The sequence below is a fragment of the Brevundimonas nasdae genome (assembly GCF_019395145.1).
GTDB lineage: Bacteria > Pseudomonadota > Alphaproteobacteria > Caulobacterales > Caulobacteraceae > Brevundimonas > Brevundimonas nasdae.
The window spans coordinates 1,883,158-1,901,502 of sequence record NZ_CP080034.1; the positions used below are offsets into that span (position 1 = coordinate 1,883,158).

Here is an 18,345-nt window from a genome sequence, read left to right on the forward strand (position 1 = left end):
TCATCGTGTTGATCAGCCCCCGCTGACTTCAGCCACGGGCTGAACGTCGCAGATGTTGAAGCTGGAGCCCTTGGCCGTGCGCGTCTCTTCGATGTGCTGGGCGAAGGCGGCGCTGGCAGTGTTCTGCACCCGCACGGTCGGACGCTGGGCTGCCGGGATGGCCGAGGCCATGCGCACATGAGTCATGGTGTCCGGGTCGGTCACCTTGCCGTCCTGGGCCTCCGAACCCGCCTTCAGACTGCGGACCACATCCAGGCCGGACACGATGCGGCCGAAGGCGGTGTAGATGCCGTTCAGGTTCGTGTTGGCGCCGGTCATCAGATAAAACTGGCTGTTGGCGCTGTCGGGCGAACTGGCGCGGGCCATGCCGAACACGCCGGGGCAGAACAGGCCGTTGGCGTCGACCTTGAAGTCCGACGTGATCATCATCTGGGCGTTCGGCTGGGTCTGGACCGGCAGGGTTCCCACCAGACCGACGATGCCCTGGCCCGCGTTCTCGACCTGGGTGAAGCCCGCGTCACGACCCCGGCGGAAGCTGAACTCGCCCTTCAGGTCCGGCAATTCGCTGCCGCCCTCGCCGGTGCCCTTGGGGTCGCCGGTCTGGGCCATGAAGTTCGGGATCACCCGGTGGAACTTCAGTCCGTCATAGAAGCCCTGATTGGCCAGGGTGCGGATGCGCTCCACATGGTTCGGCGCCGCCAGCGGCGACAGCTCCACCAAAACCCGGCCCTTGTTGGTGTCTATGACCAGCAGATTATCGGGATCGACCGTGCGCCAGTCGGCAGCCGAGGCCCCCGTCTGGCCCCCCGTCTGAGCCAGGGCCGGAGCCGACGCCACGCCGGACGCGAGAAGAGCGGCGGCGGCCGCCGCGATTACACCAAGACGCATTCCAGAGCTCATCCCTTGTTCTTGACCTTGGCCCGCACGCGTTCGGCGATGGCAGGGCTGACGAAACTGTCGATCGCGCCGTCCAGACGGGCGATTTCCTTGACCAGCCGTGAAGCAATGGCCTGATGCCGCGGATCAGCCATCAGGAACACCGTCTCGATGTCCTGATTGAGGCGCTGGTTCATGGCCGTCATCTGGAACTCGTATTCGAAATCGGCGACCGCGCGCAAACCCCGAATGATGACGCTGGCGTCCAGTTCTTCGGCGAAATGCATCAGCAGGGTCGAAAAGGGCTGGACCACGATGTCGCCGCCAAGCGGCGCAACCTCGGCCCGCAGCATCTCGACGCGCTCGGCGGTGGAGAAAAGCGGCCCCTTCTCATCATTCTGGGCCACGCCGATGACCAGCCGGTCCACCAGCTTCAGCGCCCGTTTGATGATGTCGGTATGGCCGTTCGTCACCGGATCGAAGGTGCCCGGATATAGACCGATACGCATGCGTTTCTCCCCAGCCTGTCGCCCGCTGTTGACCGCCACTTAGCAGGTGCGAAATGAGCGGCCTAGATCGTCTGACACGGGTTTGATCGCCAGAGGTCATTCAATCGGACCATCAGGGCGTCGGATGTGCTGAAGGAATGATCATCAATCGCCGCCACCGCACAGGACGGTGTGGCGCTGTTGCAGATGAAGGCGGCGTCGAAATCGGCCAGTTCACTTAAGTGGATCGGACGTGTCGCGCTGCTCCAGCCGACCTCTGCGGCGCCGCGTTGGAGCAGCCCCTGCCCCGTTCCGCCCAGCATCGGCGCCTCTGGCCAGACCAGAGCGTCGCCTTGAATGAAGCCGATATTCCAGATGCTGCCTTCGGATATCCGTCCGTCCGCATCAACAAACAGGGCGTCGTCGAAACCGGCCTGCGCCGCCAGACGCCGCGCGCGGGTAAGGCCCAGGGTCGCGGCGTGTTTCAGGTCCGGGACTTCGCGCGCATAGATCTGCGTCTTCAGCCGCAGGGGCTTGGTCAGGGCCGAGGCAGGCGGGGAAAGCGTGGTCAGGACACGCGGCTGAACCACCGCATCCGGCGACCGCAGGCTGATCGCCTCTGAAAACAGATTGACCCGCAGGCTGAACCGGCCCCCACGACCATCCAGGGCCTGTCGCATTCGCTCGCGCAACAAAGCCTGCGGCACGGCGACGCCGAACAACTCCACCGCCTCGGCCTCCAGACGCGCCAGATGCAGGTCCAGGCCCCGCACGCCCCCGTCCTCGACCTGCATGGAGGTGAAGGCGCCATAGTTGGACAGAACAAAATGGCTGAGGTCGTCGGCACGAGCGGGGCAGCCGTCGATCAGGATTTCCGACAACACGCTCGCTCCCCCTTTCCTGTCCTTCTCCCGTCGGGAGAAGGTGGCCCGCAGGGCCGGATGAGGGTTTTGCGTTGAGCCATCTCGCTTCAACGCCCCTCACCCTTTCGCGCCAGAACGACGACTACGCCGCCGTGCGCTCAAGCCCTCTCCCGGCGGGAGAGGGTTAGGCCTTAAGCTTCGCCGCCCTCTTCGCCGACAGCATCGGCTTCGTCATCGCCGCCGCTTTCGGGCAGACGTTCGACCGAGACGACCTTCTCGTCCTTGCCGGTGCGGAAGATGGTGACGCCCTGGCTGGAGCGGCCGACGATGCGGACCTGATCGATGCGGGTGCGGATCATCTGACCGCCCGAGGTGACCAGCAGCAGGTCGTCGGTCTCCTCGACCGGGAAGGCCGCCGCCAGGCGCGTGCCTGCGCGTCCACCCAGACCGTGCGCCGTCAGACCCTGACCGCCGCGACCCGTGCGGCGATATTCATAGGCCGACGACCGCTTGCCGAAGCCGGAGTCCGTGACCGTCAGGATGAACTGCTCAGCCGCGCCCAGCTCCGCGATCCGCTCGACCGACAGGACGGCGTCGGCAACTTCATCTTCGGCCTCGACCGGCGCTGCATCATCCTCGGCATCTGCGCCAGCCAGCGCCTTACGCATGGCGTTGGCGTGTTTGACGTAGGCCGAGCGTTCTTCCGGCGTCGCGTCCACGCGGCCCAGAATGGCCATGGAGATGACCTCGTCGCCGTCCTGCAAACGCACGCCCCGAACGCCGGTGGAATCACGGCCCTTGAACACGCGCACGTCGTCGGCCTTGAAGCGGATCGCGCGGCCCAGCGCCGTGGTCAGCAGCACGTCGTCGTCCGCCGTGCACAGGCCCACGCCGACCATCCGGTCCTCGCCTTCCAGCTTCATGGCGATCTTGCCCGCGCGGTTCACCGTGGCGAAGTCCGACAGCTTGTTGCGGCGCACGTCGCCCGTCGAGGTGGCGAACATGATGTCGTAGTCGCCCCAGGTCGCCTCGTCCTCAGGCAACGGCAGCACATTCATGATGCTGTCGCCCGGCTCGATGGGCAGCAGGTTCACAAAGGCCTTGCCGCGCGACTGCGGATTGCCCAGCGGCAGGCGCCAGGTCTTCAGCTTGTAGGCCTTGCCGTTGGTGGCGAAGAACAGGACCGGCGTGTGGGTCGAGGCGCTGAAGACGCTGGTGATCGCGTCCTCATCCTTCATCGACATGCCGCTGCGGCCCTTGCCGCCGCGATGCTGGGTCCGATAGGCGTTCAGGGCGACGCGTTTGACATAGCCGCTGTGTGTGACGGTGATGACCATGTCCTCGCGCGGGATCAGGTCTTCGTCCTCCATCTCGCCGTCGCCTTCACCGATCAGGGTGCGGCGCGGAACGGCGAACTTGTCCTTCACGTCGATCAGATCGTCGCGAATGATGGCCAGGACGTTCTTGCGGTCCGACAGGATGGTCAGATGGCCCTGGATCGTATCGGCCAGACTATGCGCCTCGCCGAAGATATCATCGCGACCCAGGCCGGTCAGGCGCGACAGGGTCAGGGCCAGGATGGCGCGGGCCTGTTCGTCGGTCAGGCGGATCTTGTCACCCTCGACGATGACTGTGCGGGGGTCGGCGATCAGCTCGACCAGAGCCATCATGTCGCCCACCGGCCAGGCCTTGGCCTGCAGACGCTCGCGCGCCTCGCTGGGGTCGGCCGACGAGCGGATGATGTGGATCACTTCGTCGATATTGGCGACGGCGACGGCCAGACCGACCAGCACATGGCCGCGGTCGCGGGCCTTGTTCAGCTCGAACTTGACGCGGCGGACCACCACCTCCTCACGGAAGTCGAGGAAGATCTGCAGCAGATCGCGCAGGCCCATCTGTTCCGGGCGACCGTGGTTCAGCGCCAGCATGTTGACGCCGAACGACGACTGCATGGCGGTATAGCGCCACAGCTGGTTCAGGATCACATCGCCCGAGGCGTCGCGCTTCAGCTCGATGACGATCCGCATGCCCTGACGGTCGGATTCGTCGCGAACATCGGAAATGCCTTCCAGACGCTTCTCGCGCACCATTTCGGCGATGCGTTCGATCAGGGTCTGTTTGTTGACCTGGAACGGCAGTTCCGTGACCACGATGGCTTCGCGGTCCTTGCGGATCTCCTCGACCGAGGCGCGGCCGCGCACGATGACCGAGCCGCGACCGTCGCGCAGGGCGTTGCGCGGCGCCGTGCGGCCCATGATCTCGCCGCCCGTCGGGAAGTCGGGACCGGGCACGATGTCCAGCAGGGCGTCGTCGGAAACGTTGGGATCGTCCAGCAGGGCCAGGGCCGCATCCACGACCTCGCCCAGGTTATGCGGCGGAATGTTCGTCGCCATGCCGACGGCGATGCCGCCCGCGCCATTGACCAGCAGGTTCGGAATCCGGCTCGGCAGAACGACCGGCTCCAGTTCCTTCTCGTCGTAGTTCGGCTGGAAATCGACGGTGTCCTTGTCGATGTCGGCCATCAGGGCCACAGCCGCCGGGGCCATCTTGGCCTCGGTGTAACGCATCGAGGCGGGCATATCGCCGTCGACCGAGCCGAAGTTGCCCTGGCCGTCGACCAGCATCAGACCCATCGAGAAGGGCTGCGCCATCCGCACCAGGGCCATATAGACCGAGGCGTCGCCGTGGGGGTGGAACCGGCCCAGCACGTCACCGACCACGCGGGCGCATTTCGAATAGCTGCGCTCCGGCGTCATGTTCAGGTCGTGCATCGAATACAGGATGCGACGGTGAACCGGCTTCAGGCCGTCACGGGCGTCAGGAAGCGCCCGCGAGACGATCACGCTCATGGCGTAGTCGAGGTACGAACGCTTCAGTTCGTCCTCAATCGTGATCGTGGAAATGTCGGAGCCGCCGCCTCCGCTGTTAATCGGGGTCGCGGCGTTTTCGTAGCTGTCGTCGGTCAATGAAGCGTGGCTTTATGCGGCCGGAATCGGAACGTGATCCGTTGTGACGATTTCTAGCATTCAAGGGGCTCGGTGGCAAAGCGACGTCGCCGTGAAAGCCCGTCTCTGAAAGGACTTTCCATATGCGTCTGCCCATGCTCGCCGCCGCCTTGGCCCTGACCGTGCCGATGGCCCCGCTCGCCGCCTGCGCCTCGACCGCCGACAGCCCTCATGCCCACGCCGAACGCGCGCCTGTCGGCACGACGGGTCAGGCCGTTCTGGTCAACGCCCAGGGCGCCAACATCGGCCATGTCGAACTGCGCCAGGGATCGACCGGCCTGCTGATCAAGATCGAGGCCTCGGGCCTGACGCCCGGCTGGCATGGCATCCACATCCACGCCACCGCCGCCTGTGAGGCGCCCTTCACCTCGTCCGGCGCCCACATCAATCACGGCGATCCGAAACAGCCCCACGGGCTTCTGAACCCCGCTGGTCCTGATGACGGCGACCTGCCCAATGTCTTCGCCGGTGCGGACGGCAAGGTGAACGCCGAGGTCTTCACCACCCGCGCCCGGATTTCGACCGAGGGTCCCGGCCAATGGCTGTGGGACGCCGACGGCTCGGCCATCATCATCCACGCCAACCCTGACGATCATAGCAGCCAGCCCATCGGCGGCGCGGGCGACCGCGTGGCCTGCGCGGCGCTGACGGCCAGCTAGAACCCCCTTTCATTGAAGGCGAGCGCGCCCGCTGGACTTCGGTTCAGCGGGCGTTTCTGTCCTGGAGCAGCCGCTGGATCAGTTCGGTCTGTTCCTGTTGGCGCGCGGTCAGGTGTTCGACCTTCTCCAGCAGGGCCATGATCTCGATCTCGGCCTTCAGGTTGACCTGATAGTCGTTGCCCGCATCCAGCCGGTCCTTCGACGCCTGCCGGTTCTGGCTCATCATGATGACCGGCGCCTGCACCGCCGCCAGCATCGACAGCACCAGATTCAGGAAGATGAAGGGATAGGGGTCGAACGCATCCTTGCGCAGGACGATGTTCAGCGCCGTCCAGACCAGCAGGAAGACGCCGAACGCGATGATGAAGGGCCAGGACCCGCCGAACGAGGCCACGCGGTCCGCCAGACGATCGCCGAAGCTCTGCTCCTGATCGAAGGTCTCATTGATGTCTTCGGTGATGGGGCGTCGCTCGGCGGCGCGGCGCACGACGCTGGCTTCATTGGCCTGCAGGTCTTTTGACGACTTTCCCAACCAGCGCCGGGATACGTGGTCGGGGTCCACAGGGATGTGGGACATGACAGCTCCTGATCTGCTCAGGAGACAGATCAAGCCTTGGCGGCCCCCGCGCGCAAGCCCCGTTCGGCCAGGGCCACCAGCACGACCCCGCCCATGGCGATGGCGGCGCCGGTCAGAATCTGCGGCGTCAGCACGTCGTTCATCAGGGTCCATCCGATCAGAATCGACACCACGGGCGTCGCCAGCAGATAGGGCGTCACCCGCCCCGCCTCGCGTCGCTGAACCAGCCAGAACAACAGTGTCGTGGCCAGAACAGACGACACCACCCCGGCCCAGATCAGCGAAACCCAGACCATCGGCGGCGCGGCGCGGATGGCGTCAATCTGATCATGCTCGAACACCAAGGAGCCGAACGCCAGCACCGGCAGGGTTCCCACCGCCAGCAGCCCCTGCATCTTCAGCGGCGGGATGGAGGTCGTGCGCCGCGCCACCACCGTCGCCAGCGCCCAGGCCGCGCCTGCGGAAATCCCCACCAGAATCGCGCGCCAGTCCTGCAGCGCGTGGGCGTCCAGCGTCATCCAGGCCACCCCGACAAAGGCGATGCCCATGCCGACCAGCGCGCCCCGGCTCAACCGCTCGCCCAAAATCAGGAAGGCAAACAGGGAGGTGAAGGGAATCCACAACTGGTTTGCTACGGTCACCGGGCTGATGTCCTGCGCCAGCCAATAGGCCGTATAGACCAGCCCATACTGGATCGGCCCGCCCACCAGCACGATGATCAGCAGGCTTTTCCAGTCGGGAAACGGCGGCCGCACAAAGGCGAACAGACAGGCGCTGGCGATGCCGAACCGGATCGCCCCGACCAGCAGCGGGCTGAGATGCTCGGTCGCCAGTTTGGCGCCCGCATTGTTCACCCCCCACACCACGATGATCGCCACAATGGCGGCGATCTCCAGACCGGTCAGGGCATGGGGCTTTGCAGGCGTCGGCTTCGGTGCGGGCTGGGCGGCGGTCATGTCGAACCGAATGCCACAGACGGCGCCCGGCCGCGCCTCACGTTCAATGAGCATTCCTTTCGCTGACCACCCTGCCCTTTCGGACCCGCAATGCTATGTCGCCGCATTCCTGAATCGAGAGGCCGCCTGATGAAGCCGTCATTCACCGCCGCTGCGAGCCTTCTGGCGCTGAGCCTTCTGTCCACCCCCGCCCTGGCCCAGACTCAGGCCCAGCCCCAGGTGGCGCAGGGCCCGCTGCTGGTGACCTCGCCCCAGCCCCTGCCCATCGACAACCGGCGTCCGCGCGTCTTTCTGGGCGGCAGCATCGACATGGGCGGCGCGCCGGACTGGCAGGCCGCCATGACGGCGGCCCTGTCCGACATGGATGTCGTCATCCTGAATCCGCGCCGTCCCGACTGGAACCCCGCCTGGCGACCCGACGCCGACGAACCCGAGTTCCGTCGCCAGGTCGAGTGGGAGCTGAACGCGCTTGAGGCCGCCGACGTCATCGTCATGTATTTCGCGCCCGGCACGCAAAGCCCCGTCAGCCTGCTGGAGATGGGCCTGCACGCGCGGGGCGGAAAACTGATCGTTCTGGCCCCCGACGGGTTCTGGCGAAAGGGCAATGTCGACATCACCTCAGCCGCCTATGGCGTGCGTCAGGTGGCGACGATGGACGAATTGACCGTCGCCGTCCGCGAAGCGCTGGCCGCAGCAGGCGCACGCAGCCGTTTCAACGCCCGGCCCTAGAACTCCGGCTTGGCCACCATCAGCCAATAGATGGCCAGCACCCCTGCAAAGGCGGGCCAGCCCAGACCGAACCACCAGCGGAACAGGCGGTGATAGGCGGGCGGCAACGGCGCGCCCTGCCCCGCCGCCCGCTCGGCCAGCTTCATCATCCGATACTGGATCCACACCACCGGCAACCAGCACACGCCGATCAGAACATACAGGCCGTAGGCCGCCAGCAGCCACGGACTGGTCAGCGACCAGCCCTGCAGATTGATCAGGCCCAGACCGCTGATCGGCTGGACCACCACGGCGCTGGCGGTGAAGACGAAATCGGCCAGAACGACGATCTTGCCGACATCCGCCACCGTCTTCGCATCCTTGGTCGCATGGGCGCGCAGCATGAAGAAGGCGATGCCCGCGCCGGTGCCGAACAGCACCGCGCCAGACAGGATGTGGATGATCTTCAGCAGGACATAGAGGCTCATCGGCGGGCGTCCGTGGCGGCGACGAACAGGCACAGGGCCATCATCGGCAAGACCTTCAGCCACGGCCCCAGCGGATCAATCCAATAGTGCGGCAGGCTCAGCGTCCCGGCGATCAGATAGCCGACCGTGGCCAGACACATGAAGACGGCCACCCGCGCCGTCCAGGGCCGCACGAACAGGGCCAGACCCAGCACCACGTCCAGCAGCGCGCCCCACCAGGCGACCGGCCCGGACCAGCCGCCGTAACCGCCCTCATGCAGTATGGCGACGGCGCCGTTCCAGCCGGGGCCGAAACTGATCAGGCCGGTCACCAGCCAGAACAACCCCAGGGTGGCGATGGCGACCGGACGAACGAACCACAGCCGCGCGTGCCAGACATCCTGGACCGAGGCCGGGGTCTCGGCCAGAAACCGCGAAAACCCGCGCGAGGCCACTCCCAACCGCTCGGCCCAACCGCTGTCATGGCCGGACACGTCGTGATCCATCTGCTTGATCGCCGTGGTGCGGATCGGCGACGACCAGCCCAGCCGCCCCAGCAGGTCGCCTACCGCCAATGCGGGCGCCGCCAAAGCACGCGGGACACGCACCACCGGCGCAGGCCTTAACCCCATCCAGCCGCGATACAGACGCACCGTCTGGGCCATGGTCACCGCCTCCGGTCCCGGCATGTCCAGCGTCTCGCGTGAGACGGCGCCGAGCTTCAGGGCCGCCACGACGGCGGCGCTGAGGTCGCCCAGAGGGATCGGGCGGAAGCTCTGATCGCCCCCCACCACCGGGATGATCAGCGGAAAGGCCGCCAACGCGCGGATCAGCCCCGTGCCGCCGAACGCCGCCCGATCCACCACCAGCGACGGCCGCAGGATCAGCCAGTCCAGACTGCTGGCCTGAACCAGACGTTCCGTCTCAGCCTTGGTCCGCGCATAGTCGGTGCCGGCCGCATCGTCTGCGCCCACGGCGGAGATATGGATCAGGCGCGACACGCCCACAGCCTCGCACGCCGCGATCAGGGCGCGGGGGCCGTCGACGTGGGCGGCGCGGGTGCTGTCGCCGCCGCCGTCCTGCAGCACGCCGACGCAGTTCACCACCGCCGAAACGCCCGCCAGCAACGGCGCCCAGGCCTCAGTCGTCGTCAGCCTGGAAAAGTCCGTCGCCACCCAGTCGAAGTCTGGCGCCCGGCGCGCGGGTTCAGCGATGCGGCGTGCACCCGCTCGCACGCTCCAGCCGTCAGCCGAAAGGGCCGCCGCCAGATGCGAGCCGATGAAGCCGTTGGCGCCCAGCACCAGAACCCGCCCGCTCATCCCAGCACCCGATCCGCCAAGTCTCGCCCCGCCGATGCGCCCGCCTCAGGCATGGCGCACCAGGCCTGACCGGGAAACCGGCGGCGACGGCGGGCGACGAAGTCATAGAAGAAATCGCGGATGAACCGCGGTACGATCCGCCCGACCACGGCGAGGCGCCACGGCATCGGCAGTCGCGCGGCGATGGCCAGAACGGCGTCGGTGCGCTCATGCGCGCGCCCGTCCTGAACCAGCAGCATGGTGTAGGGATCGTCAGGGTCTACGCCATAGTGGACCAACAGCGCCCGCCCCAGTTCGGACTGGGTCGGGGCCAGCCGGAAGACGCCAGTCCGATCCGCCTTCAGGATCTTGCGCGCCGAGCCGGAGCACAGCGCGCAATCTCCGTCGAACAAAACCAGAGGCCGGTCGTCCGGAAACGCAGGAACGGCGGGGTCGTCGCGATAACTGTACGCAGACCGCCCCACCGCCTGATGCCTCTTAGAACGGAATGTCGTCGTTCAGGTCGTAGCTTTCCTTGGGACCGCTGGGCTTGTTGGCGCCGCCGGTCGAGAAGCCCGACGAATAGTCGTCGTCGCCGCGACCACCGCCGCCGCCGCCGTAACCGCCGCCCGACGAACCGCCTTCCGAACGGCCGCCCAGCATGGTCAGTTCACCCTTGAAGCGGCTGACCACGATCTCGGTCGAGTATTTCTCGACGCCCTGCTGGTCGGTCCATTTGCGGGTCTGAAGCGCGCCCTCGATATAGACGGTCGAGCCCTTCTTCACATAGTTCTCAACGACCTTGACGATGTTGTCGTTGAAGATGACGACGCGGTGCCATTCGGTTTTTTCCTTGCGCTCGCCCGAGGACTTGTCGCGCCAGGTTTCCGAGGTCGCAATCGACAGGTTGGCGATGCGGTCGCCGTTCGGCATGGAGCGGATTTCCGGGTCGCGGCCCAGATTACCGACCAGAATGACCTTGTTGACTGATCCAGCCATGACTTCTTCCTTCTCGTGCGGGAGGCCGACCAGGTCGTGCGTCCCTTAATTCAGCCGGATGTCTTAGAGGCGCGGCGGATCACCGCCAGCCGCTTTCGTCACCAAGCCCGCCAAATCGGTGGATTAACCAAATGTTCCACCTTTGTTCACGCTACGCAAGTCCCTGCGCGCAACGTCGTTATGGCGCGACGGGCTCGGCCGCGACCGCCACGGGGCGGCCGGTCTCATCACGCTGGATCGCGCCCGGGATCGCCAGACGTCCGTCGCCCGTGCGCGCCATTGAGAAGAAGCGGCTGCCGGTCAGGGTCTTGGAGATCTTCACGCCCTCGCGGTCGATGAAGATGAAACGCCCCTGATAGGCGCCGGTCACCTCATTGTTCGACCCGCCCATGCGCAGGAAGCGCAGACGCATCTCCTCCAGACGCGCAGCGCACAACTCCAGCTGGGCCTGACCGTCCGCCAGCTTCTGCAGCTTGGGCGTGTTGGAGGTCGGCTCGGCGACATAATAGCAGACGCCCGGCTCGAACTTGAACTTGGGCTGGTTGCTGCACGCCCCCAGAAGGGCCGCGCCGACGATGGCGGTGACTGCTAGCGCGCGCATCAGTTCATCCCCGTGAATTGGCAGTTGCGGTCCTGTTCGGCCAGGGTGCGGAAACGGATGTTGTCGTTCGACTGTTCGACCCGGCGCGGCACCAGACGCAGGGTGGTGTCGCCCCAGCGGCCGTATTGCGCCTCGCCCGGACGGACGCAGGTTCCGGCGTACAGGGCCTGAACACAGGCGTTCAGGCTCATGCCCGTCGACAGGACGCGCCAGTCGTCGCCGGTATGGCGCAGGCACTGGGTGCCGCCGGAAGACGGCGCCGTCACCGGCTTAACCGGACGATCGGGCGACGGCAGGACTGTCGTGGGATCAGGTTCAACCGTCAGCACCGGCGGCGCCTCGGGCGGCGGCGCAAAGGATGCCGTCGGGGCGGCGGCCAGGGCGCCCGTGGCGTCCAGACCCACATCCAGCGCATCCGTGGCCAGACCGTTCTTCTGGGCGCAGGCCGCCAGGGTCGCCAAACCCACGAACTGGCCATTGACGAAGCAGCGCAGTTCGCGCGTCGGCTCCAGCGACGGGGCCTCGGCTAGATCGACGGTCAGGCCGCCGCGCGATGCAGGCGGCGCCTCGGGCGTCTTGTCGCCCCCGCCCGTAAAGATCAGAGCCAGCACAACGGCGGCGAGGATCACCACCGCCGCACCAATGGCGATGATGACGCGGTTGTCTTTCGGAAGGGCCATAGGGGGCTTTCGCGGTTGAGGCGTTCAATAACCCCGAGGGGGCGCCAGGCGTCAACCGCCAACGGGCGGCGTGAACCGGCTTTAGGCCAGCAGACGGTTCAGCGCCGCCTGATAACTGGCCTGCTGCGCCTGCTGGTAGGCGGTCGACGAGCCTTTGCCCGTCATGGTGTTGTTCGTGGACGTCTGCGGCCCCAGCGACCGGTAGGCCGACCGCACGATGGTCATGGCTGACGCCAGACTGTCGATGGCCGCCTTGATGCTGGCCGGATCATTCAGGTTCAAGGTGTTGGACAGGTTCAGGCCATAGGTCTTGGCCGACTTGTCGCCCGTCTTGCCGACGAACCCGGGCGTCAGACCCAGGGCCGCCAGCGCGTCCTTGCCCGCCGCCCCCGCCGAGATCACGGCCCCCTCCTTGTTGTCCGCCGCAACGATCTGCAGCCGCTGCACAGGCGGGTTCACCTTGGAATCGGTGATGACCGTCACCTTCAATTGGCGGTTCGAGGCGTTGGTGATCTTCTTGGCCAGGGTGTCCAGCGTGTCCTTGTCGTCGATGGTCACCGTCACCGCCCGGCCGCCGCCCGCTGGCGTGATGGTGAACTGATCCCCGGCCCGCGCCGAGGTCGCGACGGTCAGAAGCTTGGATTCCGACTGCATGACCTCGCCCTGCGGCAGGCCCAGCCGATCCAGAACGCTGGCGCCGCCGGATACGATGCTGATGGTGCTGGGCGTCGCCTGATCATTGTCGCCGCGCCAGGTCTGATTGTACTCGACCGCGCCCGTCTCCAGGTCCAGCCGCGCCAGATAGGCCCTGGTCGGATCGGTCTTGCCCGCGCCTGCGTCGCGGTGGGCGCCGGTGATCCAGATCTTGCCGTCCTTGACCACCACATCCGCAGCGGTGTCGTTTCCGTCACTGCCGAAATAGGTCAGCCGGTCGTCGCCAGAGGCCTGCAGGTCCAGCGACAGCGTGGCGACAAAGACGTCCGTGCCGCCTGCGTGGGCGTTGGTGACCGTGCCGATGTCCAGCGCCGGGTTGTCCGTCTGGCCCGCCAGAACCACCTTGCCGTTCTCGACGGCGATGCCCGAGATCTGACCGTTGGCCCGTCCCAGGTCGCGTGTGGCGGCCAGGGTCGGCACGCCTGCGGCGTCCAGTGTGAACTGACGCACGACAATACGCCCGCTCTCAACCCCGGCGGTGTAGATGTTGGAGCCTGACGTGGTCATGGCCTGGACGGAATCATCGCCCGTGGAACCGAACTGCAGCGTCGACAGGCTGACGCCCGTAACCGGCCCGATGACCGAGGTCTTCTGTTCCTTGAAGGTCTGGAGATAGGAGTCCCAGCCTCCGATCGCCGTCGTCCCCGGCATGGCCGACTGCGACCGACCGGCGACATAGACCACGCCGTCCGGGCCGAAACTGACCTGGGTCGCTTCATCGGCGGCCTTGGCCCCGCGACGCTGGGTCCACATCTCCTTGCCGGTGCTGTCGAACACAGTGACGAAGCTGTCGGCGGTCTTCGGGGAATCCCCGCTCTTGCCCGGCTCCAGCGCGCCGATGACGGAACCCGCCACCGCCACACGCCCGTCGTCCGCCACGGCGATGGAATAGCCGTTGGCCGTGGACGCCGCCCCCAGCAGACTGGTCTGCAGCAGGTTTCCCGCCGAATCGAACTTCATCAGGGCCACGTCGCGGGCGCCCTTGATCGGCTGGTTGGTTCCGCCGGACGTCAGGTCCGCCACCACCCACAACGCCCCGTCCGGTCCGACCGCGCTGGCGCGAATGGCGTCGACGCCTGCGGGAAGATTGGTCTGCCCTACCCGTCCATCGACCCAGAACGAGCCGTTGACGCCCGGCTGGGCCGCAGGCGCAGCGCCGCCGTCCACCTGGAACTTCAGAAGTTGGGCGGTTTTATTCGCGCCGACGCCCTGGGTCACATAGACGGCGTCAGATGTGTCCACGGCCTGGAAGCTGACGGTTTCGCCCGTGCCGCCCCGCACCTTCAGCGCCCATTGATCCGGCCCCGCAGGCAGGGTGATGCTCTTGTCGCCCGCCTTGATGACCTTGGGCTGGGCCGGGATCAACTCGCGCGCCATGCGGGTCTGAACCCCGGCGTCGCTCAGTTGGGTGTTGATGTAATCGACGACGTTTTCCATCGTCCGGGGCGTGTCGCCCATCTCGGACAGGTCGATGGCGATGGTTTTGGTGCTTGAGCCGGACTTCACGCCGATCGCGAACCGCACGTCCCCCTCAAACGCCTTTACCGGATCGCTCAGGGCGCCGTCATGGATGGGCTGGGTCACATAGGTGGTAGGGTCTTTTTCGATCGCGGCCCCGGTCTTCACCGTCGTCTGCGAGATGCCCTGGACCAGACGCACGTCCGAGAACGCCGCCGTCGACAAATAGGTCGAAAGCTCGGCCAGGCCTTCGGAAAAGCGGCGGGAAAGCTGGTCGGCCTCCAGATTGGTCAGGCCCTTGGCGCCGGCTCGGTCGGCCAGGGCGCTGAGGCTGTTCAGGCCCTGATAGAGGGCGAACAGCTTGCGGTAATCCGCCGATGCGCCCGCCATATCCAGGCTGACGGCGGATTCGTTGATCAGACGACGCCCGGCCAGGGCGGCGCGCACCATGTCGCTGGGCTTTGTCGTCGCCGCCGACGACGCCCACGGCGCGGTCGGCTGCGTCTTGGGTTTGGGCAGAGCGGGTCCGCCGGACGAATAGGGATTCGTCGCGCCGTACAGACCGAGCAGATAGCTGTTGTTGATCATCACACGGCTCCGCTTTTCTACAGTGCCGCAGTCCGTGATAACGAACCCTTAAGCCACGCCGTCAGCCCTTGAACAGCGACAGGATGATCTGCGGCGCCTGGTTGGCGATCGACAGGGCCTGAACACCCAGCTGCTGCTGGACCTGCAGGGCCTGCAAACGCGCGCTTTCCTTGGGCAGGTCCGCGTCCACCAGATTGCCGATGCCGACTTCCAGCGCGTCGGACAGCTTGCTGACATAGGTGGTGTGGCGTTCGATCTGCTTGGCCTGCGCGCCCAACTCCGCCAGATTGGCCGAGCTCGTGGCGATCGCCGTGTTGATCGCCGTCAGGGCCGCATCGGCCTTGGCCTTGTCCAGCAGATCAGGGCCCGGCGCTCCGCCCAGGCCCAGGCCGGTCAGGCTCATGTCCTGGCGCTTCATGGCGATGGTCTCGGCTCCATCCGCGCTGGCCAGGAAGTTGATCGGATCGGTTTCGGCGCCGTTGAGGATGTTGACGCCATCGAACACGGCGTTGTCCGCAAACGACTTGATCGACTTCAACAGCGCCTGGAACTCATCATTGTAGGACGTGCGCATCGCCAGGGTCGCGCTTTCGTCCGCAGCGGCCGTGGCCTTCTGCTTCAGCTCGATCAGCAGATCCGAAATCTGCTCCCCGGCGGCCAGGGATACGTCCGCAATCGAAGTGGCGCGTTTCAGGCTGGTGGTGACCGCCTCCAGCGAGCCCCTGTCCGCCCGTTGTCCCTGGGCGACGGCCCAGACAGCGGCGTTGTCCTTGGCGCCCTGAACCTTCAGGCCGGTGTTCACACGGCTTTGGGTGGCGGCCAACTGGTCGTTGGTGCGGTTCAGGTTCTGCAGCGCGATCAGCGCCGAGGTGTTGGTGTGGACGCTGGTGGTCATGGCTTCGAGCCCCGGACTTCTGTTAGCGTCAGCATTAACCATGAGTCGTGATCAGATGGTTAATGCCCCGGAAACCATAATTGCGCCCCCGGCAAGCCGACGGCGTTGATGAAAACCAGACGGACCTCCCCGCAGGCCCGGCTGTCGGCCCCTCCTAGGCCTTGGTGTCGACCACCTCGCCCCTGCGATAGACGGGGTCGCTGATCAGTTTTTCGACTTCTTCACGCGGCAACTGCCGGATCACCTCGCCCGTCACACGATCCAGGACCTTGTAAACGAACCGATTACCCCCGACGGCCTCAATGGTCAGACGATAGCGACCCGCGTCGCTATTGTCGTTTCGCGCCTGCGTCGGCTGATTGGCCGGTTGGGCGGGAACGGGCGGCGTGGTGATAGGCGGTACGCTCGTTACACTTGCGGCATTGTCTGTCATGGCTCCCGGCGCGGACGAATCCACGCTCCTCTACATGGCCGGAACGAACGACTGGGACGGCCACGCGGACCGCCCCAGTTTTTCATCTTAGCGGAACAGGCCGAGCAGGATCGAGCTCGACGAGTTGGCGATCGACAGCGCCTGCACACCCAGCTGCTGCTTGGTCTGCAATGCAGTCAGGCGGGCGCTTTCCTTGGCCAGATCGGCGTCGACCAGATTGCCGATGCCGGTTTCCAGCGAGTCCTGCAGCTTGTTGACGAAGGTCATCTGACGATCCAGCGACTTCGACTTGGTGCCGAGATCGGCAAGGGTCGAAGCGAAGCTGTTGATGGCCTTATCGACATTGGCCGCAGTACGGTCGGTCAGGGTGGCGAAATCATAAGCTCCCGCGCCCGTCGCCTTGGTGGGATCGGTTGCAGTTGCAGTGATCGCCTTCAGGTCGAACTTGCCGCCCGACGTGTTCGTCGTCACCTGGATCGCCGCCGCGTTGGCGTTAAACAGGTTGACGCCGTCGAACTTCGCGCCGCCCAGAGCCGAGCCGATCTCCTTAACAATGGAGTCGAAGTCGGCGTTTAGCTTGTTGGCCGTATCGCTGCCCGCAGCCGCATCCTGAATGGCGACTGCGAGGCCCTTCAGTTCGTTCAACGCGCTGGTCACCGTGTCGCCGGCCGCCAAGGCGACGTCGACGATGGATTGACCGCGTTGCAGCGACTGACGCACCGCGTCCTGGGCGCCCATTTCTGCACGCTGAGACGTGGCGATGGCGAAGATCGCGCCATTGTCCTTGGCCGAAGAGACCTTCAGGCCGGTGTTGACCCGGTTCTGCGTGGTCTCCAGCGCCTTGTTGGTGGCGTTCAGAGTTTGCAGGGCGACAAGAGCCCCGCCGTTCGTATTGATGCTGTTAGCCATTTTGGCTGTCCTTTTTCACTTCGTGAGGGCCGACGGCGTTTTGCCGAAGGGAGCATTTTGCTCAGGAAAGGTGATCGGACGGGGTTTTCACCCCGCCCACGGCGTTAACGGAACAGGCCGAGCAGGATTGAGCTCGACGAGTTGGCGATCGACAACGCCTGCACACCCAGCTGCTGCTTGGTCTGCAATGCGGTCAGGCGCGCGCTTTCCTTAGCCAGATCGGCGTCAACCAGGTTGCCGATGCCGGTTTCCAGCGAGTCCTGCAGCTTGCTGACGAAGGTCGCCTGACGATCCAGCGACTTGGACTTGGTGCCCAGGTCGGCCAGGGTCGAAGCGAAGCTGTTGATGGCCGTATCGACGTTGGCCGCCGTATAGGCGGTCTTCTTGGCGGCGTCGGTCGCTGCTGCCGACCAGACGTCATTGGCAGCCGTTCCGCCCAGAAGCAGGCTGGCGCCAGTCGCCGCACCGGCTGCAGCCTTCAGGTCGAATTTGCCACCGGAGGTGTTGGTCGTGACCTGGATCGCGTTCGTGTTCGCGGCGAACAGGTTGACGCCATCGAACTTCGCTCCGCCCAGCGCAGAGTGAACTTCCTTCATGATGGATTCAAAGTCCGCGACCAGCTTCTTGCCGTTTTCGCTGAAGCCGCCCGCGCCGTCACCGGCGTCGTCCTGAATGCTGACGGCAAGGCCCTTCAACTCTTTCAGGGCGCTGGTCACCGTGTCGCCGGCCGCCAAGGCGACGTCGACGATGGATTGACCGCGTTGCAGCGACTGACGCACCGCGTCCTGGGCGCCCATTTCTGCACGCTGAGACGTGGCGATGGCGAAGATCGCGCCATTGTCCTTGGCCGAAGAGACCTTCAGGCCGGTGTTGACCCGGTTCTGCGTGGTCTCCAGCGCCTTGTTGGTGGCGTTCAGAGTTTGCAGGGCGACAAGAGCCCCGCCGTTCGTATTGATGCTGTTAGCCATTTTGGCTGTCCTTTTTCACTTCGTGAGGGCCGACGGCGTTTTGCCGAAGGGAGCATTTTGCTCAGGTGGGTCGGAAGAATATTCCGAGCCGTAAACCTGGACCTTAAGCGTGTCCAAATCGTTGTTCTGCGTGGTTAATCGTCGATGAACCTCCTTTGCGGGCCGGCGGAATCCGCCGACCCGTTGCCGCAAGCGATAGATTT

19 protein-coding genes are annotated in these 18,345 nt (G+C 65.6%); 2 read left to right on the top strand and 17 right to left on the bottom strand.

All coding sequences use genetic code 11. The annotated features are described in order from the left end of the window. Positions 1 to 12: 12 nt before the first annotated feature. From KWG56_RS09155 to gyrA, 4 genes are all read right to left on the bottom strand, one after another. On the bottom strand, positions 13 to 888 hold the full coding sequence (locus tag KWG56_RS09155) for a peptidylprolyl isomerase (protein WP_219354521.1): 876 nt from the start codon (positions 886 to 888) through the stop codon (positions 13 to 15). Positions 889 to 896: 8 nt separating this feature from the next. Beyond that, complete coding sequence (gene coaD, locus KWG56_RS09160; protein ID WP_201099381.1) at positions 897 to 1,385, bottom strand: pantetheine-phosphate adenylyltransferase; 489 nt, start codon at positions 1,383 to 1,385, stop codon at positions 897 to 899. A gap of 62 nt (positions 1,386 to 1,447) precedes the next feature. Beyond that, positions 1,448 to 2,248: an aminotransferase class IV family protein gene (locus KWG56_RS09165; RefSeq protein ID WP_244999446.1), complete on the bottom strand. Its 801-nt coding sequence runs from the start codon at positions 2,246 to 2,248 to the stop codon at positions 1,448 to 1,450. A gap of 170 nt (positions 2,249 to 2,418) precedes the next feature. Then, positions 2,419 to 5,193 carry a DNA gyrase subunit A gene (gyrA, locus tag KWG56_RS09170; RefSeq protein WP_219354522.1) on the bottom strand — a complete coding sequence of 925 codons (2,775 nt, stop codon included), beginning with the start codon at positions 5,191 to 5,193 and terminating at the stop codon, positions 2,419 to 2,421. Between the two features lie 122 nt (positions 5,194 to 5,315). Between gyrA and KWG56_RS09175 the strand changes: the two genes are divergently transcribed. Then, positions 5,316 to 5,891 (top strand): superoxide dismutase family protein, encoded by a 576-nt coding sequence (locus KWG56_RS09175; RefSeq protein ID WP_219354523.1) that lies wholly within the window; start codon positions 5,316 to 5,318, stop codon positions 5,889 to 5,891. A gap of 43 nt (positions 5,892 to 5,934) precedes the next feature. Here the strand turns inward: KWG56_RS09175 and KWG56_RS09180 are convergent, their stop codons facing one another. Further along, entirely contained in the window at positions 5,935 to 6,468 is a 534-nt protein-coding gene (locus KWG56_RS09180) for a DUF1003 domain-containing protein (protein WP_219354524.1), read from the bottom strand. A 29-nt stretch (positions 6,469 to 6,497) separates the two neighbouring features. Further along, positions 6,498 to 7,424, bottom strand: coding sequence for a DMT family transporter (locus tag KWG56_RS09185; RefSeq protein ID WP_201099507.1), 927 nt, complete (start codon positions 7,422 to 7,424; stop codon positions 6,498 to 6,500). A gap of 129 nt (positions 7,425 to 7,553) precedes the next feature. On the opposite strand from KWG56_RS09185, the gene KWG56_RS09190 reads away from it, so the two are divergent. Beyond that, positions 7,554 to 8,153: a nucleoside 2-deoxyribosyltransferase domain-containing protein gene (locus KWG56_RS09190; RefSeq protein ID WP_219354525.1), complete on the top strand. Its 600-nt coding sequence runs from the start codon at positions 7,554 to 7,556 to the stop codon at positions 8,151 to 8,153. On the opposite strand, the gene KWG56_RS09195 is transcribed toward KWG56_RS09190, so the two are convergent. The 11 genes from KWG56_RS09195 to KWG56_RS09245 form a co-directional block, all read right to left on the bottom strand. Then, positions 8,150 to 8,620, bottom strand: coding sequence for a DUF2269 family protein (locus KWG56_RS09195; RefSeq protein ID WP_219354526.1), 471 nt, complete (start codon positions 8,618 to 8,620; stop codon positions 8,150 to 8,152). The genes KWG56_RS09190 and KWG56_RS09195 overlap by 4 nt on opposite strands. Then, positions 8,617 to 9,918 (bottom strand): SDR family oxidoreductase, encoded by a 1,302-nt coding sequence (locus KWG56_RS09200; RefSeq protein ID WP_219354527.1) that lies wholly within the window; start codon positions 9,916 to 9,918, stop codon positions 8,617 to 8,619. Before KWG56_RS09200 ends, KWG56_RS09195 begins: the two co-directional genes overlap by 4 nt. Continuing rightward, positions 9,915 to 10,310: a thiol-disulfide oxidoreductase DCC family protein gene (locus KWG56_RS09205; RefSeq protein ID WP_244999447.1), complete on the bottom strand. Its 396-nt coding sequence runs from the start codon at positions 10,308 to 10,310 to the stop codon at positions 9,915 to 9,917. Before KWG56_RS09205 ends, KWG56_RS09200 begins: the two co-directional genes overlap by 4 nt. Before the next feature lie 85 nt (positions 10,311 to 10,395). Further along, positions 10,396 to 10,896, bottom strand: a complete 501-nt coding sequence (gene ssb, locus KWG56_RS09210; RefSeq protein ID WP_087119497.1) for a single-stranded DNA-binding protein — start codon at positions 10,894 to 10,896, stop codon at positions 10,396 to 10,398. A gap of 178 nt (positions 10,897 to 11,074) precedes the next feature. Beyond that, positions 11,075 to 11,497 (bottom strand): hypothetical protein, encoded by a 423-nt coding sequence (locus KWG56_RS09215; protein ID WP_219354529.1) that lies wholly within the window; start codon positions 11,495 to 11,497, stop codon positions 11,075 to 11,077. Next, the gene (locus KWG56_RS09220) at positions 11,497 to 12,177 is read right to left on the bottom strand and encodes a hypothetical protein (protein ID WP_219354530.1); all 681 of its coding nucleotides are present in this window, start codon (positions 12,175 to 12,177) and stop codon (positions 11,497 to 11,499) included. The genes KWG56_RS09215 and KWG56_RS09220 overlap by 1 nt, the downstream gene beginning before the upstream one ends. A gap of 81 nt (positions 12,178 to 12,258) precedes the next feature. Continuing rightward, positions 12,259 to 14,937, bottom strand: coding sequence for an NHL repeat-containing protein (locus KWG56_RS09225; RefSeq protein ID WP_219354531.1), 2,679 nt, complete (start codon positions 14,935 to 14,937; stop codon positions 12,259 to 12,261). A gap of 61 nt (positions 14,938 to 14,998) precedes the next feature. Continuing rightward, entirely contained in the window at positions 14,999 to 15,832 is an 834-nt protein-coding gene (locus tag KWG56_RS09230) for a flagellin (RefSeq protein WP_219354532.1), read from the bottom strand. A gap of 154 nt (positions 15,833 to 15,986) precedes the next feature. Then, on the bottom strand, positions 15,987 to 16,265 hold the full coding sequence (locus tag KWG56_RS09235; protein WP_219354533.1) for a FlaG family protein: 279 nt from the start codon (positions 16,263 to 16,265) through the stop codon (positions 15,987 to 15,989). Positions 16,266 to 16,352: 87 nt separating this feature from the next. Continuing rightward, the gene (locus tag KWG56_RS09240) at positions 16,353 to 17,174 is read right to left on the bottom strand and encodes a flagellin (protein WP_219354534.1); all 822 of its coding nucleotides are present in this window, start codon (positions 17,172 to 17,174) and stop codon (positions 16,353 to 16,355) included. Between the two features lie 104 nt (positions 17,175 to 17,278). Beyond that, positions 17,279 to 18,142: a flagellin N-terminal helical domain-containing protein gene (locus tag KWG56_RS09245; protein ID WP_201099350.1), complete on the bottom strand. Its 864-nt coding sequence runs from the start codon at positions 18,140 to 18,142 to the stop codon at positions 17,279 to 17,281. Positions 18,143 to 18,345 lie beyond the last annotated feature (203 nt).

What these genes read in the sequence shown, in the direction of transcription:
- KWG56_RS09155 (WP_219354521.1), bottom strand. Translation starts at nt 888, where the DNA reads ATGCGTCTTGGTGTAATCGCGGCGGCCGCCGCCGCTCTTCTCGCGTCC.
- coaD (WP_201099381.1), bottom strand. Translation starts at nt 1,385, where the DNA reads ATGCGTATCGGTCTATATCCGGGCACCTTCGATCCGGTGACGAACGGC.
- KWG56_RS09175 (WP_219354523.1), top strand. Translation starts at nt 5,316, where the DNA reads ATGCGTCTGCCCATGCTCGCCGCCGCCTTGGCCCTGACCGTGCCGATG.
- KWG56_RS09180 (WP_219354524.1), bottom strand. Translation starts at nt 6,468, where the DNA reads ATGTCCCACATCCCTGTGGACCCCGACCACGTATCCCGGCGCTGGTTG.
- KWG56_RS09185 (WP_201099507.1), bottom strand. Translation starts at nt 7,424, where the DNA reads ATGACCGCCGCCCAGCCCGCACCGAAGCCGACGCCTGCAAAGCCCCAT.
- KWG56_RS09190 (WP_219354525.1), top strand. Translation starts at nt 7,554, where the DNA reads ATGAAGCCGTCATTCACCGCCGCTGCGAGCCTTCTGGCGCTGAGCCTT.
- KWG56_RS09195 (WP_219354526.1), bottom strand. Translation starts at nt 8,620, where the DNA reads ATGAGCCTCTATGTCCTGCTGAAGATCATCCACATCCTGTCTGGCGCG.
- KWG56_RS09200 (WP_219354527.1), bottom strand. Translation starts at nt 9,918, where the DNA reads ATGAGCGGGCGGGTTCTGGTGCTGGGCGCCAACGGCTTCATCGGCTCG.
- ssb (WP_087119497.1), bottom strand. Translation starts at nt 10,896, where the DNA reads ATGGCTGGATCAGTCAACAAGGTCATTCTGGTCGGTAATCTGGGCCGC.
- KWG56_RS09215 (WP_219354529.1), bottom strand. Translation starts at nt 11,497, where the DNA reads ATGCGCGCGCTAGCAGTCACCGCCATCGTCGGCGCGGCCCTTCTGGGG.
- KWG56_RS09220 (WP_219354530.1), bottom strand. Translation starts at nt 12,177, where the DNA reads ATGGCCCTTCCGAAAGACAACCGCGTCATCATCGCCATTGGTGCGGCG.
- KWG56_RS09225 (WP_219354531.1), bottom strand. Translation starts at nt 14,937, where the DNA reads ATGATCAACAACAGCTATCTGCTCGGTCTGTACGGCGCGACGAATCCC.
- KWG56_RS09230 (WP_219354532.1), bottom strand. Translation starts at nt 15,832, where the DNA reads ATGACCACCAGCGTCCACACCAACACCTCGGCGCTGATCGCGCTGCAG.
- KWG56_RS09235 (WP_219354533.1), bottom strand. Translation starts at nt 16,265, where the DNA reads ATGACAGACAATGCCGCAAGTGTAACGAGCGTACCGCCTATCACCACG.
- KWG56_RS09240 (WP_219354534.1), bottom strand. Translation starts at nt 17,174, where the DNA reads ATGGCTAACAGCATCAATACGAACGGCGGGGCTCTTGTCGCCCTGCAA.
- KWG56_RS09245 (WP_201099350.1), bottom strand. Translation starts at nt 18,142, where the DNA reads ATGGCTAACAGCATCAATACGAACGGCGGGGCTCTTGTCGCCCTGCAA.